Here is a 16,156-nt window from a genome sequence, read left to right on the forward strand (position 1 = left end):
GATTACGAGGCGGGGAGAAAGGGTGGAGAGGGATGATCCTGAAGGACAGGACCGCGATCGTGACCGGGGCGGGATCGGGCATCGGCAGGGCGGCGGCACTGATCATCGCGCGCGAGGGCGCGATGGTCGGCGTGGCGGATCGCAGCGCCGACGGCGCGAACGCGACCGTCGAACAGATCCTTGCTGCCGGTGGCCGGGCCAAGTCGCTCGTGTTCGACCTGACCGACGATCAGGCGCTTGAAGCCGGTTTCCGCGATTTCATCGACACGCAAGGCCGGATCGACATCCTCCACAACCATGCCGGCGTGCAGGTCGAGGGTGACGTGCTGGCTGTGAGCGTCAAAGGCTTCGACGCGTCCTGGACGCTCAACGTGCGGGCTCACTTCCTCGGCGCCCGCATCGTCATGCCGTTCATGAAGAAGGCGGGCCGCGGGGTTATTCTCAACACGTCGTCGAGTTCCGGCGTGCTCTACGACCGTGAGATGATCGCCTATACGACGACCAAGCACGCGGTGATCGCGATGACCAGGCAGATGGCGGGCGACTATGGCCGCTTCGGCATTCGCGTCAACGCGCTGTGCCCCGGTTGGGTCGACACGCCCTTCAATGGCCCTTTCATCGCCCAGATGGGAGGCAGGGACGCCATCGAAGCCTACATCCGCGAAAGAGTACCGCTCGGGCGCTGGGCAAGCGTCGAGGAAATCGCCGAGTCCGTGCTGTTTCTCGTATCCGACCGGTCCTCGTACATGACGGGCCAGATTCTGGTCGTCGACGGCGGAGAAACGGTGGTCTAGCGCGGATCACGGTCACGGAAACGCTCTATCGGAATGCTTGCCGGGTCATTCGTCGATGCAAGGGTCGACGGCCAAGTTTGCCAAGGACTGTTTGGTGGAGCCAATCGGAATCGAACCGACGACCTCTTGAATGCCATTCAAGCGCTCTCCCAACTGAGCTATGGCCCCACTTCCGGCAGTCAACCGGCGCCGTTTCCGGCGAAGAGATCCGGCGCGGGTTGGAGACCGCGCCGTTAGTGCAGGCGGCTTCTAACCCCGCCCTTCGTCAATATCAAGCCTTGAATACCGGCTTTTTGTTCACAGGCCGAGAAAGCCTGCAAACCCTTGCGTCCCAGGCCGATCAGACCTCGTCGTCGTCATCGCCAACGCCGATCATGTCGGCGACGTCGTCGTCTTCTTCCTCTTCGTCGGCCAGGAAGGTGTCATCCTCATCGTCGCCGAGGTCGACATCGTCCTCGTCATCGCCGAGATCGGGCAGATCATCGGCCTTGACGTCCTCGTCGGCCTCTTCGAGCGAGACGACCTCAACGCCCTCTTCGTCCTCGGCGTCCACTTCCTTCTCGGCCACTTCCTCTTCCTCCTCGAGGGCGGCGATCTTGCCTTCCTCGAAATAGGAACGTGGATAGGTCTTGCCGGTGTAGGGCGAGACGATCGGGTCCTTGTTCAGGTCGTAGAATTTTCGGCCCGTTTCCGGGTCGATGCGTTTTGTGCCAAGTTCGGTTTTTGCCACGGCAAGCCTCGTCAATAAAAGAGTGGTCCCCTTAACCACAGTTTGCAGCGCTGTCAAAGCGAAAAGCCGGCGTCACAAAACCATGCATTGAAAGGCCTCGCGGCAAGTGGCGACCATGGGGATGACCATTTCGCCCCGCCGTGATACGAGACCGCCGCAACAAATGAAAAGCGCCGGGCCGCCGGCGTTCCGTCCAGGGAAATTCCATGTCTCACGCTGCCGCCCCAAAGCCGGCCACCGCCCGCAGATCATCAGCCCTTTCCGGCACGGCGCGTGTGCCGGGCGACAAGTCAATCTCGCACCGCTCCTTCATGTTCGGTGGCCTCGCCTCCGGCGAGACCCGCATCACCGGCCTGCTGGAGGGCGAGGACGTGATGCGCACGGGCGCGGCCATGAAGGCGATGGGCGCGCATATCGAAAAGCGCGGTGCCGAATGGGTGATCCGCGGCACCGGCAACGGCGCGCTGCTGCAGCCGGAAGGCCCGCTCGATTTCGGCAATGCCGGCACCGGCTCGCGGCTCACCATGGGCCTGGTCGGCACCTATGACATGGAAACGACCTTCATCGGCGACGCCTCGCTGTCGGGCAGACCGATGGGCCGCGTGCTGGAACCCTTGCGCCAGATGGGCGTGCAGGTGCTGAAGGCGACGCCCGGCGACCGCATGCCGATCACGCTGCATGGGCCCAAGCACGCCGCGCCGATCACCTACCGGGTGCCGATGGCCTCGGCGCAGGTGAAATCGGCGGTGCTGCTGGCCGGCCTCAACACGCCGGGCATCACCACCGTCATCGAACCGGTGATGACGCGCGACCACACCGAAAAGATGCTGAAGGGATTTGGCGCCAATTTGTCGGTCGAAACCGACGAGCGCGGCGTGCGCCACATCTTCATCGAGGGCCAGGGCAAGCTCACCGGCCAGACCATCGCGGTGCCGGGCGACCCGTCCTCGGCCGGCTTCCCGCTGGTTGCGGCGCTGATCGTGCCGGGCTCGGACATTGTCATCGAGAACGTGCTGATGAACCCGACCCGCACCGGACTGCTTCTGACGCTGCAGGAAATGGGCGGCAAGATCGACATCCTCAACCCGCGCAATGCCGGCGGCGAGGATGTCGCCGACCTGCGCGTGCGCTACTCCGAACTGAAAGGCGTCGCCGTGCCGCCCGAGCGGGCGCCGTCGATGATCGACGAGTATCCGGTGCTCGCCGTCGCCGCCAGCTTCGCCGAGGGCGAAACGCTGATGCAAGGACTGGAAGAGTTGCGGGTCAAGGAATCCGACCGGCTGTCGGCCGTCGCCAGCGGGCTGAAACTCAACGGCGTCGACTGCACCGAGGGCGAAGCAACGCTCGCGGTGCGCGGCAGACCGGGCGGCAAGGGGCTGGGCGGCCATCCGAACGGCCAGGACACGACCGTGCAGACCCATCTCGACCACCGCATCGCCATGAGTTTTCTGGTCATGGGACTGGCAACGGAGAAGCCGGTGACCATCGACGACCAGGCGATGATCGCGACGAGTTTTCCGGAGTTCATGGGGCTGATGAAGGGGCTTGGGGCGGAGATCGGGTGACAGTCGTGGCTATCACAGACCGTGGAGATTGGGCGCCAGCGTACCTCCCTTCGTCATCCTGGGGTCTCCGCGACGGAGCTTCGCTCCTGCTACGCCTTGGGATGACGACGGGGCGAAGGCCGGTTCCCTGCCAATGACACACGTCTTCACCATCGCCATCGACGGACCCGCCGGCGCAGGCAAGGGCACCCTTGCCCGGCGTCTGGCCGACCATTACCGGCTGAACCTGCTCGACACCGGCCTCACCTATCGCGCCGTCGCCCATGCGCTGATCCAGCACGCGCTGCCGCTCGACAATGTCTCGGCGGCGGAAACCGCGGCCCGCCAGGTCGATCTGGCAAGGCTCGACCGGGCGGTCTTGTCGGCACATGCCATCGGCGAGGCCGCCTCGAAGGTCGCCGTTTTCCCGACGGTGCGGCGCATCCTCGTCGAAAAGCAGCGCGAGTTCGCCAAGACACCGCCGGGCGCGGTGCTCGACGGTCGCGACATCGGCACTGTCGTCTGCCCCGACGCCGACATAAAGCTCTATGTGACGGCGAGCGCCGAGGTGCGGGCAAGGCGGCGGCTGGCCGAGATCGAAAGCATCGGCGGGACCGCCAATTTTGACGAAATCCTCGCCGATATCGTGCGCCGCGACGAGCGCGACATGGGCCGCGCGGACTCGCCGTTGAAGCCCGCGGCCGACGCGCACTTGCTTGATACCAGCGAAATGGCTATAGAAGCCGCGTTTCTCGCAGCCAGAGCTGTTATCGACGACGTGCTGGCCAAGAGAGACAAGGCCTGAGTTGGGTTTTCCTGCTGTTTCCGATTGCCGGAGGCGAAGAAAATACCCATATCGGGCACGAACCAGCCTGCCAGCATTCTTCATGCGCCGGAATTGCCGCTTAAAGAGCGGCCCAGGGCTTTTGTAGCCCGGAACGCCGGCAGGCCCACGCAACGCTAACCCACGGCGCCCGTCCCGCTTGAGATGCGGGACATTCCAGGAGAAACAATGTCAGCTGCAAATCCCACTCGCGATGATTTCGCGAGCCTGCTCGAAGAATCATTTACCGCCGGCCATTCCGGCGAAGGCCAGGTCGTCAAGGGCATCATCACCGCCATTGAAAAAGACATGGCGATCATCGATGTCGGCCTCAAGGTCGAAGGCCGCGTGCCGCTGAAGGAATTCGGCGTCAAGGGCAAGGACACGACGCTGAAGGTCGGCGACACGGTCGAGGTCTATGTCGAGCGCATCGAGAACGCGCTTGGCGAAGCGATGCTTTCGCGTGAGAAGGCCCGCCGCGAAGAGAGCTGGGTCCGTCTCGAAGAGAAGTTCACCAAGGGTGAGCGCGTCGAAGGCGTCATCTTCAACCAGGTCAAGGGCGGCTTCACCGTCGACCTCGACGGCGCCGTGGCCTTCCTGCCGCGCAGCCAGGTCGATATCCGCCCGATCCGCGACGTCTCGCCGCTGATGCACAACCCGCAGCCCTTCGAGATCCTCAAGATGGATCGCCGCCGCGGCAACATCGTGGTGTCGCGCCGCACCGTGCTCGAGGAGAGCCGCGCCGAACAGCGTTCGGAAATCGTGCAGAACCTCGAAGAAGGCCAGGTGGTCGAAGGCGTCGTCAAGAACATCACCGACTACGGTGCGTTCGTCGACCTCGGCGGCATCGACGGTCTGCTGCATGTCACCGACATGGCATGGCGCCGCGTCAACCATCCGACCGAAATCCTCAACATCGGTCAGACGGTCAAGGTGCAGATCATCCGCATCAACCAGGAAACCCACCGCATCTCGCTCGGCATGAAGCAGCTCGAGAGCGATCCGTGGTCCGAGATCGGCACCAAGTTCCCGATCGGCAAGAAGATCAAGGGCACCGTCACCAACATCACCGACTACGGCGCGTTCGTCGAGCTGGAGCCGGGCATCGAAGGCCTTATCCACGTTTCGGAAATGTCGTGGACGAAGAAGAACGTGCATCCCGGCAAGATCCTGTCGACGACGCAGGAAGTCGACGTGGTGGTGCTCGAGGTCGATCCGGCCAAGCGCCGCATCTCGCTCGGCCTCAAGCAGACGCTGGAAAACCCATGGGAAGCCTTCGCGCGTACCCATCCGGTCGGCAGCCAGGTCGAGGGCGAGGTCAAGAACAAGACCGAGTTCGGCCTGTTCATCGGCCTCGAAGGCGACGTGGACGGCATGGTGCACCTCTCCGACCTCGACTGGACCCGTCCGGGCGAGCAGGTCATCGAAGAGTACAATCGCGGCGACATGGTCAAGGCGCAGGTGCTCGACGTCGACATCGAGAAGGAGCGCATCTCGCTCGGCATCAAGCAGTTGGCCAAGGATACGGTCGGCGAAGCAGCGACTTCGGGCGAACTGCGCAAGAACGCGGTGGTCACCTGCGAAGTCATCGGCGTCAAGGATGGCGGTCTGGAAGTGCGGCTGGTCGACAGCGGCATCGAGACCTTCATCAAGCGCTCCGATCTGAGCCGCGACCGCGACGAGCAGCGCCCCGAGCGCTTCACCGTCGGCCAGAAGGTCGATGCCCGCGTCATCGCCTTCGACAAGAAGACCCGCAAGCTGCAGGTCTCGATCAAGGCGCTGGAAATCGCCGAAGAGAAGGAAGCGGTCGCCCAGTACGGCTCGACCGACTCCGGCGCTTCGCTGGGCGATATCCTGGGCGCCGCGCTGAAGAAGCAGGGCAGCTAAGCATCGGCTGCCGCCGCGCACGCGCGGCCATCAACAAAAACCCCGCCGGATCGCTCCGGCGGGGTTTTTCTTTACGGTAAGATAAACTTCCTCGCGTATTTGCCTGTGGTCCGCGAGGGAGGCTTTTCATGCGCAATGGTGACGATCGCTCCGCCAAGGGATCGTCGTGGTTGATGCGTCTTTACATCAGGTCGCCGGCCTTTTTCTGCTATTGCGCAATGGCGATCTTGATGACCGTTCTGTGGTCCCTGGACTTCCGGCTCAATGGCGACGCGGACGACCTCCTGAAACTGCATGAAGTCCGTACCTTGCTTGAAACGGGCAACATCTTCGACCGGACGCTGCCCGGCATTGTCCAGCCAGAGCCCTATATCTCGCATTGGCCATGGATCGTGGACCTGCCCTATGCCGCCTTCGCGCGTCTGCTCGCGCCGTTTGCCGGCGTCGAGCCGGCGCTGATGCTGGCGAGCTTCGCGGTTCCGCTGTTGCTGCTCGCGCCGGCGCTGTATTTCTACAATCGACTGGTGATCGCCACCGGCTTTGCCTACCCGGCCGTCGCATTGCCGCTGGCCTTGATCTTTGCCGTGCGCACCTTTTTCGAATACGCCCCGGGACGGATCGACTATCACAATCTGCAAATATTGCTGCTGCTTGCGGCCCTGGTGTTGATGATGTCGCCGAACCGCTTTTCAGCCTTCGTCAACGGGCTGCTGGCGGCCCTGGCAATTGCCGTCAGCGCCGAGTTCGCGCCGTTCTATGCTCTTGTGATGGGAGTCTACGCCTTTGACTGGATCTTTGGCCGCGAAGGCGGTGAAGACAGGATCGTCGGTTTCGGGCTGGCCTTGGCCATGGGCGCGATCGGTCTGTTCGCCGCGATCGTGCCGCCTTCAGCCTATGCCGCGGTCAGATGCGACACCTATTCGGCGCCGCATGTGACGGCACTGGCGGCGGCCGGGCTTTCATTTGCCATCGTGCCTTTGCTTGTCGGCCAGCGCGGCGGATGGGCAACGCGCGCGGCAATTCTGCTGGTGTTCGCGGCCGCCAGCCTGGCGGCGCTGGTGATGTTGTTCCCGCAATGCCTGGCCGGCCCTTATGGCTCGCTCGACGCCTATGTTCGCGACAACATGCTCAACAGAATTCTCCAGGAATTGAGCCTGTTTCGGCGCCCTGATTTCGTTCTGTCGGCAAGCTTTCCGAGCATGGCGCTGCTCTTTGTCGGCGCACTTGCCCCGGCTGTCATCTGCCTCGATCCGCATGGCCGAAGCCGGCCCAACGTCATACTGGCGCTGTTCTCGCTGCTCGCGCTGGTGCTGGCGATCGACTATCTCCGCTACTTCCGCTATCTGCCGGTTTTTTCCGGCATCGGCCTGGTCTTCGTGCTGGCGAGTTTCCTGCCACGTGACGGCAGACTGGCCCGCTACCTGGAATCTCCCGCGCCGGTGGCATCGCGCAGATACGCGTTGATCATCCCCGGACTCGTCTTGTCTGGAGCAATGGTTCTATACCACCTGTCGGTGAGACCATCCCAGGCAGCGGTTCCCGCCGCAGAGTTCGCCGACAGTTGCTATTTCAGTCATTTCGACCCGCAACGGGGTTGGCCGGCAGGCGCCGTCGTTCTTGCGCCACCATTGATCGGATCGCATTTCGTCGCTCTTGCCGAAGGTCCCAAGGTCGTGACGATCCCCAACCACCCTTCGGCTAAGGGCATCGAACGGAGCTATCGTTTCCTCGACCCTTCGACCGCCGACCCGCGCGCGATCCTCGATGCCTCCAAGGCGACGCATGTTGCGATTTGCGCGTGGCGAGGCCCGCCATCCCCAGATCTCGAAACCGCCTACCCATTCGCGGCGGCGCTGATGGAGGGCCACCCGCCGGCATGGCTGAGGGAATGCCCTACGGATGCTTCATCGTCACTGCGAATCTACAGTTACCGCAATCCCGATGGATCGGCCGCCGGCTGCCCCGCTTCGACGCTCTCTGCTCAGGCCCTGCCGTAAAGCGGTACCAGCGTGCCGCTCATCGCCTGATTGGCCGGCGAGGCGAGATAGGCGATGGCTTCGGCCGCCGCCTCGAGGCTGACCCATTTGGTGACATCGGCGTCCGGCATGTCGGCGCGGTTCGCCGGCGTGTCGAGCGTCGACGGCGCCACGGCATTGACCAGGATGCCCTTGCCCTTGAGTTCCTCGGCCATTGCCACGGTCATTGCAGCCACCGCCGCCTTGCTGGCGGCGTAGGCAACCATGCCGCTACCGCGCCGTGGGTCGAGCCCGGCGCGCGCCGTGACGTTGACGATACGGCCCGCGGTGCCCGACACCAGCATCGAGCGCACCGCCGCGCGGCAGCACAGGAACGCGGTGCGCGCATTGGTGTCCATCATCTCGGCGAAGGATGCCGACTCGATCTTTTCCACCGGCGCCGCGGCAAAGCCGCCGGCCAGGTGGATCGAGCCCCACAGGCCTGGAACCTGGCTGTAGAACGCCTCGACCTTGGCGGAGTCCGAGAGATCGACATTGTGCACCAGCCTGACACGATCATGCGCGGTAAAGGGAAAATGCGCGGGCGCGGCGGCATGGGCATTGGGTACATGGCAGATCGCGCCCTCACCCAGCAATTTGCCGACAACCGCACCGCCGAGCGCGCCGGTGCCGCCGGTCACGACGATATGCCTGCCTTCAAGTGTTTCCGTCATCCTGGACCGCTCCTGTCATTTTCTTCTTATGTTTACGCCGCGCCGGCGCAGAAAATCGCGCCTTTCGAGCAATCACTCAACTGAAATCTCGTCATGGCAGTCGTCGCGTCTTTGCATGCATCCACCCGCCGGCCGGCAGGGTCCATGCAAGGCCGAGGCATGAGGTAAGTTGCGCCGCCAATGCTCAATCGACTGTGATTTCGATGACGCGCGGCAGTCCGGTTGCCCGCGCGCGTTTCAGCGCGCCCGCCAGGGCGTCGATGTCGGCAATGCGTTCGGCGCTGATGCCATAGGCTTCCGCCAGCTTGCAGAAATCCGGCGGCGCCGGCGACACACCGACGGGCTCGACACCGACGTCGAGCATCGAGGTTTCGATCTCGCGGTAGCCGCGATTGTTCCAGACGACGAAGATGACCGGCGCCCGGGCATCGAGTGCCGCGCCCAGTTCCGGCAAGGTGAACTGGAAACCACCGTCGCCGGTCAGGCAGACGACCGGCGCATCAGGCACGGCAAGGACGGCACCGATCGCCGCCGGCGGGCCATAGCCAAGTGCGCCGAAGCCGGTCGCGGCATTGAACCAGCCGCCCGGCCGGTCATGATCGTAGTAAAGGTTGGCGGCATAGATCGGTTGCGTGGAATCGCCGACGATGATCGCGCCCGGCAGTGCATCGCGGATCGTCTCGACGGCGCGCACCTGTGCCTGCAACGTCGGATTGATCTCGGCAAAGGCCGCTTCCCGCGCAGCGGCGGCGCGCGCCGGGCCGGCTTCGTTTGCACGGACATGGCTGGTTTCCAGGAGCAGCGCTTCGAGCGCCTCGGCGCAATCGGCCTGGATTGCAACCGTCACCGGGCGGCGGGCAAGCTGGTCGGCGCCGATATCGATGCGGATCAGGTTGGCGGGCAGGACAAAACCGCCGTCGCTGTAGCCGTCATAGTCGGTCGGACCGAATTCGGTGCCGGCGGCGATAACCAGGTCGGCTTCGGCCATCAGCGCCCGCACCGCCTTCAGGCTGGGACTGGCCGGCACGCAAAGCGGATGGCCGTGCAAGAGGCCGCGCGCATTGGCGGTCTGCACGGCCGGCGCTCCGAGCCGCTCGGCAAGATGCCGCAATGGCGCTTCGGCGTGCTTGGCGCCGCCGCCGGCAAGGATCAGCGGACGGCGTGCGGCGGCGATGAGTTTGGCCGCGCTGGCAATTGCCGCGCGATCCGGCACGGGCGGCGCGGCGTTGCTCAGGACGGCAGCGATGCCGTCCGCCGGCTTGACCATGACGTCGGTCGGGATCTCGATATGCACCGGGCCTGGCCGCGACGATGAAAACAGGGCGAAGGCACGGGCGAGCGCGCCGGGCAGTTCGCCGGCTTCGGTAACGCGCTCAGAAAACAGCGCCACCTTTTCCATCATGCCGCGCTGGTCGGGCAGTTCATGCAGATAGCCAAGCCCCTTGCCGAGCGTCGGCGTGGCGTTGACGCCGGAGATCACCAGCATCGGCACCGAGTCGGCGCGCGCCTGACCCATGGCCGTGATGGTGTTGGTCAGCCCAGGTCCGGTGATGACGAAGGCGACGCCCGGCCTGCCGCTGGCGCGTGCATAGCCGTCGGCCATGAAGCCGGCACCCTGTTCGTGGCGCGGCGTGACATGGCGAATCTTCGAGCGGGCAAGTCCCCGATAAAGCTCGACGGTGTGCACGCCGGGAATGCCGAAGACCGTATCGACGCCATGGGCTTCGAGCAGCGAAATGAGCGCCTCGCCGACAGTCGTCCCAATGGCCGTCATTGACGCAGCACCGGCCGTGTCAGGCAGGTCGGGCCGCCCTCGCACGCGATGCAGAGCGCATCCGCCTCGAAGGTGGAAACCGCGCAGCCGGCCGCCTGCATGGCAGCCGCAGTCCTTGGAAAGCCGGCGACAGCGATCACCTGGCGCGGCGCCGTCGGCAGCACGTTGAGGCTGAGCCCGTTGGACGCGAAGAATTCATCGGCATCGCCCTCGACCAGCTTGATGCCGCGCGCGCGCAGCAACTGGTAGAAGGCGGCCGGCAGCAAAGGGGCGTAGACCAGCGCCAGGTCGTCGGCAAGCGGACTTATCACCGACATCAGGTGCAGGCAGGCCTCCTCGCCGTGCCAGAGCGGCAGGTCGAAGCCAAAAACCGAAATGCCCTTGGGCGAGAGCAGGTTTGACAGCTGCTGGATACCGTCCTGGTTGGTGCGCACGCCACGGCCGACGGCCAGCGTGTTTGCATCCACCCAGACGCAGTCGCCGCCTTCCACCTGGCCCGGACCTTCGATGTGGCCGAGAAGGGGGATGCCCATGCGCCTGTAGGCTGTCTCATGCAGACCGGGCTCGGGCTGGCGCAGCGCCTTGCCCATCGAGAGAATGATCGCGCCATGATCGGTCATCAGCGACGGATCATGGGTGAAGACGGAATCAGCCAGCCCGTCATCGGCGTCCGTCAGCCATTCAATCTCGGCGCCGGAGGCGGCGACCATGCTGGTCAGTTGCTCGTGCTGGGCAGCGGCTTTTTGCGCATCGAAGCCGGGGCCGTAGTGCCATTCCTGCGCCTTGGCATGACGCATGGCGCTCCCGGCGGAGCGCATCAGCACGCGCTTCAGCGGCCCGGCCATCGACTGCGACCCGTATGTTTTGCCCACTCAATTCTCCCGAAGCGTCCGTTGCCGCCACTAACCACTACAGCAAGCCGTGATCAATAGTCCAAAAACCATGGTTGACGGAGGCAAGCGGAACGGTCCATCTTGAGAATGGGAACTCTGTCAGTGACGGGTAATGGGTAAAAGAATCCAGCAGCGACGAGCTCGACCGCTCCGCGGAGCGTCGAAGGGATGATGGCTCAAGGCGCCGCACCCGTACTGAAATACACGGCGCAGGACGGCGCCGCCGAAGCCATCCATGTCGAGAACCTGCACAAGAAGTTCGGTGAGCTGCATGTGCTGAAGGGCGTCTCACTGTCGGCGCGCGACGGCGAGGTCATCGCCATCATCGGCGGCAGCGGCTCGGGCAAATCGACGCTGCTGCGCTGCATCAACTGCCTGGAAAACCCGACCAGCGGCATCATCCGCGTCAATGGCGAGGAGATCAAGCTGAAGGCCGACAGCCACGGCCATACGGTTCCGGCCGACCGCAGGCAGATCGAGCGCATCCGCTCCAAGCTCGGCATGGTGTTCCAGAACTTCAACCTGTGGAGCCACATGACGCTGATCGAAAACGTCATCGAGGTTCCGGTGCATGTGCTTGGCGTCAAGCGCGAGGTGGCCATCGCCGAGGCCGAAAAGCTGCTTGCCCGCGTCGGCCTGGCCGAAAAGCGCGACGTCTATCCGGCCTATCTGTCGGGCGGCCAGCAGCAGCGCGCCGCGATCGCTCGCGCCTTGGCCATCAATCCACGCGTCATGCTGTTCGACGAGCCGACCTCGGCGCTCGACCCGGAACTGGTCGGCGAGGTGCTGAGGGTCATCGGCGACCTGGCGCGCGAAGGCCGCACCATGGTGCTGGTCACACACGAGATGAAGTTCGCCCGCGAGGTCGCGACATACGTCGTCTATCTCTACAACGGGCTGGTCGAGGAAGAAGGACCGCCGGAGCAGATCTTCGGCGCGCCCAGATCCGAGAGGCTCAAGCAGTTCATCCGCAACATCGGCTAGGAACAGGCCGCGACGGAAGAAAACCGGGAACCAACAACAAACTGGGAGTCGTTTACATGAAGACTATTCTGAAGACATTCGCCGCAGCGCTGCTGCTGGGCGTCGCGGCCATGGGCGTGGCCAAGGCCGATCCGGTCAAGATCGGCGTCGCCGCCGAACCCTATCCGCCCTTCACTTCGCCGGACGCGTCCGGCAAATGGGTCGGCTGGGAGATCGATTTCATCGACGCCGTCTGTGCCGAAGAAAAACTCGACTGCGTTATCACCCCCGTCGCCTGGGACGGCATCATTCCGGCGCTGACAACCAAGAAAATCGACGTCATCGCCAGTTCGATGTCGATCACCGAGGAGCGCAAGAAGACGATCGACTTCTCCGACAAGTACTACAACACCCCGACGGCGATCATCGGACCAAAGGACCAGAAGTTCGGCTCCGCTCCGGACGACCTCAAGGGCAAAGTCATCGGGGTCCAGGTGTCGACGGTGCATGCCGTGTACGCCAAGAAGCACTTCACCGGGGCGCAGGAAATCAAGGAATACCAGACCCAGGACGAGGCCAACCAGGATCTCGCCGCCGGCCGTCTCGACGCGGTGCAGGCTGATTCCATCGCGCTTGGCGAGTTCCTCAAGTCGGATCAGGGCAAGGCCTGCTGCGATCTGAAGGGCATGGTGGCTCCTGACGATGAAGTGCTCGGACCGGGCGTCGGCGCGGGCGTGCGCAAGGAAGACACCGACCTGAAGGAAAAGATCAACGCCGGCATCAAGGCCATTCGCGCCAACGGCAAATATGACGAGATCTCGAAGAAGTACTTCGATTTCGACATCTATGGCGGCGGCGGCGCGCAGTCGAACTGATCGGCAAGCCTGGGCTTGTGACCGCGCGGCGCGTTGAGCGCCGTGCGGTTCGCCTGAACCTCTCCACGCACGCTTTCGCTGACGAAAATGTCCAGCGGCTAACGCCAGCAATCCGGGGGCGAAGCTGATCGACGCATTTCTTTCGGCCTCGGCGGCCGGCATCATAGAACTTCTCTCGCCCTACCCACCGGGCTGGGGCGGAACTCTTTGGTCGGACTGCTCCATTCGATCGAAATCGCGGTCGGTGCCACATGCCTCGGCCTGCTGATCGGCACCGGCGGGGCCTATGGCAAGCTCTATGGCGGTCCGGTGGTGCGCGACCTGCTGGGTGTCTACACGACCATCGTGCGCGCGGTGCCCGAACTGGTGCTGATCCTGCTGCTCTATTACGCCGGCACCGACCTGATCAACCAGGCACTGACGGCAATGGGCTATCAGCGCATCGATATCAGCGGCCTTGCCGCAGGTATCGCCGTGCTCGGCTTTGTCCAGGGCGCCTATTCGACCGAGGTGATCCGCGGCGCGATCCTGGCCATTCCGCAAGGCCAGATCGAAGCCGCCCGCGCCTATGGAATGTCTCCCGGCCTTCTGCTGCGGCGCATCACCTTGCCGGCAATGCTGCCCTTCGCCATACCGGGCCTTGCCAATCTCTGGCTCATCGCCACGAAGGACACCGCGCTGCTGGCCGTCGTCGGTTTCTACGAACTGGCGCTGGCAACGCGGCAGGCCGCCGGCGTGACCAAGGCCTATTTCACCTTCTTTTTTGCCGCGGCCGTGCTCTACCTGCTGCTCTCGCTGATTTCCAATTTCCTTATCGGCCGCGTCGAGGCATGGTCTCGGCGCGGTATGCCTTCGGTGAAGGAAGCACGCTGATGGCGAACGAAGCGGCCATCATCAACGTTGTCGCGCGGGCCTCGCTGTGGCTGCAGCCGCATCGCATCGTGCTGATCCTGATCGCGCTGGGGCTGGTTCTGGCGGCTGCCTTTTTCATGCGCTGGGACTGGCTGCCTCAATACTGGGAAATGGGGCTGGCCGGCATCTGGCGGGCACTGTGGATCCTGGCCGTCACCTGCATATTGGGCTTCCTGTTCGCCGTGCCGCTCGGGCTGGCGCAGGCCGCCGGTCCGTTCTGGTTCGCCGCGCCCGCCAAGGCCTTCTGCACGGTCATCCGGGGAACTCCCCTGCTGATCCAGCTGTGGCTGCTCTATTACGGCCTGGGTTCGCTGTTTCCGCAGTACCCGTGGGTCCGCGAATCCTGGATGTGGCCGTATCTGCGGCAGGCATGGCCTTACGGCGTGCTGGCGCTGACCTTGTCCTTCGCCGGCTATGAAGGCGAGGTGATGCGCGGTGCGTTTGCCGGCGTTCCCAAGGGGCAATTGGAAGCCGCGCGCGCCTTCGGCATGAGCCGCTGGAAGATCTTCCGTCGCATCTGGCTGCCGCAGGCGTTCTACCGGGCGCTGCCGACGCTGACTGGCGAGACCGTGCTGCAGTTGAAATCGACGCCGCTGGTGGCGACGATCAGCGTCATCGACATCTTCGCCGTTTCGTCGAAGGTACGGCAGGACACCTACCTCACCTACGAACCCTTGCTGCTGCTGGCGCTGATCTACATGACGATCACCGGCATTCTGGTCTTCGCCTTCGGCAGGATCGAGGCGCGGATTCCCAACAAAATTGGGTAGAAGCGAATAGCCAATAGCGAGTAGTAGTCGGGGACAGTGAACGCGCGATAGCCGACAGCTTGCCATTCCCCTATTCGCTATTCCCTATTCGCTACTCAGTCAGGAATTCATCGTGATGCAACTCAGTCTCGACCAGGCCAAAGGACTGTGCCGGATGGCGGCGCTGGGCGCCGGTGCCAACGAAGAAGCGGCGGAATCGCTCACCGCCTCGATCATATCAGCCGAGGCGGAAGGGCTTTCGACCGTCGGGCTGTCGCATTTCATCGATTACCTCGAAGCGCTGGAAGCCGGACGCATCGACGGCAATGCCGATCCGGTGATCACCCGGCCGGCACTGGCGATCTATCTCTCCGACGCGCGCGGCGGTCTGGCGCATACCGGTTTCGACCGCACCATCGACGACCTCGCCAAGGCCGCGCGGTTGTTCGGAGTCGCCATCTTCTCGCAGAAGAACGCCTATACGTGCGGCGCGCTGGGCTATTTCACCGGAAGGCTGGCAGCACAAGGGCTGGTGTCGTTCGCTGCCACCAACGGCCCGGCGGTTCTCGCTGGCTCCGGCTCGGTCAAGCCGGTCTACTGCACCAACCCGATGTCGTTTGCCGCCCCTGCCGCCGACGGCGCGCCTCTGGTCATCGACCAGTCGTCGAGCGCCACCGCTTTCGTCAACATCCGCAAGGCGGCGGAAGACGGCAAGAAGATCCCCGAAGGCTGGGCGCTCGACGCCAGCGGCAACCCTACCACCGATCCGGCCGCCGCCATGAAAGGCGCCATGCTCGCCTTCGGCGGCCAGCGCGGCGCCAACATCGCCCTGATGGTCGAAGTGCTGGCGGCCGGCCTGTCTGGCGCCAACTGGTCGCTCGACGCGCCATGGTTCACCGGCGGAGCGGAGAGCCCCGGCACCGGACTGTTCGTGCTTGCGGTCGAGCCCAAGCTGCTCGACCCGGACTTCGAGCAGCGGATGAAGGACCAACTCGACCGGCTGCGCCGGCGCTATGGCGTGCATGTGCCCGGCCGCGCCCGCGCGGAGGCCGCCGAGAGAGCGCAAGCGCGCGGCATCACCGCGTCCAAGGCGGTGGTGCAGCGCATCTCCGAGTTCGCTGCCCGCTATTCTTCCTGAACGAAGTCAACGGATTTTTCCGCGCCTCGCTGAACCTTCTGGTGCGTTGCGACGACCAATAGCTGTCCGGGTTGGGTTTGCCCGGTCGGTGCCATCCGGTCGAATGTGTCCAGGGCTGGGGCGGGCGTGCTTGCTTCGCGCCCACTTGATACCGTCTCAGGTCAGGCAGCCTCGTTGGACCCTGGTTTCGTCGTGTGAGTCACCCGGAAAACCCCGCTTCGGCGGGGTTTTCTGCGTTTGAATTTGCCTGTGGGTGCGTCAATAAAACATGCGTCCTTTCGGCGCCGAGAAATCGCTTCCGTGGGCCGCGATCCTGCTCTTCCTCGTCATTCGCGGCGGCAACCGCCACTCGGTCGGCGCCCGCACCGCAAAGCATTCTGACACA

13 protein-coding genes, 1 tRNA gene and 2 pseudogenes are annotated in these 16,156 nt (G+C 64.1%); 11 read left to right on the forward strand and 5 right to left on the reverse strand.

Annotated elements, in window-relative coordinates:
• Positions 1-32 precede the first annotated feature (32 nt).
• Positions 33-794, forward strand: a complete 762-nt coding sequence (locus AC56QP_RS15810) for an SDR family NAD(P)-dependent oxidoreductase (RefSeq protein WP_489859061.1) — start codon at positions 33-35, stop codon at positions 792-794.
• A 92-nt stretch (positions 795-886) separates the two neighbouring features.
• Here the strand turns inward: AC56QP_RS15810 and AC56QP_RS15815 are convergent.
• Positions 887-962 (reverse strand) — tRNA-Ala (locus tag AC56QP_RS15815).
• 172 nt (positions 963-1,134) lie between these two features.
• A complete protein-coding gene (locus AC56QP_RS15820) occupies positions 1,135-1,524 on the reverse strand; it encodes a TIGR02300 family protein (protein ID WP_091581070.1) in 390 nt (129 codons plus the stop codon).
• A gap of 206 nt (positions 1,525-1,730) precedes the next feature.
• On the opposite strand from AC56QP_RS15820, the gene aroA reads away from it, so the two are divergent.
• From aroA to AC56QP_RS15840, 4 genes are all read left to right on the forward strand, one after another.
• Positions 1,731-3,089 carry a 3-phosphoshikimate 1-carboxyvinyltransferase gene (gene aroA / locus AC56QP_RS15825; protein WP_489859060.1) on the forward strand — a complete coding sequence of 453 codons (1,359 nt, stop codon included), beginning with the start codon at positions 1,731-1,733 and terminating at the stop codon, positions 3,087-3,089.
• Positions 3,090-3,222: 133 nt separating this feature from the next.
• Positions 3,223-3,873 (forward strand): (d)CMP kinase, encoded by a 651-nt coding sequence (cmk, locus tag AC56QP_RS15830; RefSeq protein ID WP_489859059.1) that lies wholly within the window; start codon positions 3,223-3,225, stop codon positions 3,871-3,873.
• 207 nt (positions 3,874-4,080) lie between these two features.
• Positions 4,081-5,778, forward strand: coding sequence for a 30S ribosomal protein S1 (gene rpsA, locus AC56QP_RS15835; protein WP_091580884.1), 1,698 nt, complete (start codon positions 4,081-4,083; stop codon positions 5,776-5,778).
• A 128-nt stretch (positions 5,779-5,906) separates the two neighbouring features.
• Entirely contained in the window at positions 5,907-7,775 is a 1,869-nt protein-coding gene (locus AC56QP_RS15840) for a hypothetical protein (RefSeq protein ID WP_489859058.1), read from the forward strand.
• Here AC56QP_RS15840 and AC56QP_RS15845 read toward each other — a convergent pair.
• The 3 genes from AC56QP_RS15845 to AC56QP_RS15855 form a co-directional block, all read right to left on the reverse strand.
• The gene (locus AC56QP_RS15845; protein WP_489859057.1) at positions 7,760-8,467 is read right to left on the reverse strand and encodes an SDR family NAD(P)-dependent oxidoreductase; all 708 of its coding nucleotides are present in this window, start codon (positions 8,465-8,467) and stop codon (positions 7,760-7,762) included. The genes AC56QP_RS15840 and AC56QP_RS15845 overlap by 16 nt on opposite strands.
• A 184-nt stretch (positions 8,468-8,651) precedes the next feature.
• Positions 8,652-10,241: a 5-guanidino-2-oxopentanoate decarboxylase gene (locus AC56QP_RS15850; RefSeq protein WP_489859056.1), complete on the reverse strand. Its 1,590-nt coding sequence runs from the start codon at positions 10,239-10,241 to the stop codon at positions 8,652-8,654.
• The gene (locus AC56QP_RS15855) at positions 10,238-11,086 is read right to left on the reverse strand and encodes a dimethylarginine dimethylaminohydrolase family protein (protein WP_489863590.1); all 849 of its coding nucleotides are present in this window, start codon (positions 11,084-11,086) and stop codon (positions 10,238-10,240) included. Before AC56QP_RS15855 ends, AC56QP_RS15850 begins: the two co-directional genes overlap by 4 nt.
• Positions 11,087-11,305: 219 nt before the next feature.
• Between AC56QP_RS15855 and AC56QP_RS15860 the strand changes: the two genes are divergently transcribed.
• The 6 genes and pseudogenes from AC56QP_RS15860 to AC56QP_RS15885 form a co-directional block, all read left to right on the forward strand.
• Positions 11,306-12,118, forward strand: a complete 813-nt coding sequence (locus tag AC56QP_RS15860) for an ABC transporter ATP-binding protein (RefSeq protein WP_489863589.1) — start codon at positions 11,306-11,308, stop codon at positions 12,116-12,118.
• 56 nt (positions 12,119-12,174) lie between these two features.
• Entirely contained in the window at positions 12,175-12,972 is a 798-nt protein-coding gene (locus AC56QP_RS15865; RefSeq protein WP_489859055.1) for a transporter substrate-binding domain-containing protein, read from the forward strand.
• 127 nt (positions 12,973-13,099) lie between these two features.
• A pseudogene (locus AC56QP_RS15870) lies at positions 13,100-13,845 on the forward strand (ABC transporter permease).
• Positions 13,845-14,654 (forward strand): ABC transporter permease, encoded by an 810-nt coding sequence (locus AC56QP_RS15875; protein ID WP_489859054.1) that lies wholly within the window; start codon positions 13,845-13,847, stop codon positions 14,652-14,654. Before AC56QP_RS15870 ends, AC56QP_RS15875 begins: the two are co-directional and overlap by 1 nt.
• A gap of 115 nt (positions 14,655-14,769) precedes the next feature.
• The gene (locus tag AC56QP_RS15880; RefSeq protein WP_489863587.1) at positions 14,770-15,771 is read left to right on the forward strand and encodes an Ldh family oxidoreductase; all 1,002 of its coding nucleotides are present in this window, start codon (positions 14,770-14,772) and stop codon (positions 15,769-15,771) included.
• Positions 15,772-16,051: 280 nt separating this feature from the next.
• A pseudogene (locus AC56QP_RS15885) lies at positions 16,052-16,144 on the forward strand (DoxX family protein); the annotation flags it as partial.
• Between the last annotated feature and the right edge of the window lie 12 nt (positions 16,145-16,156).

It is taken from the genome of Mesorhizobium sp. RCAM 05104 (assembly GCF_059683645.1).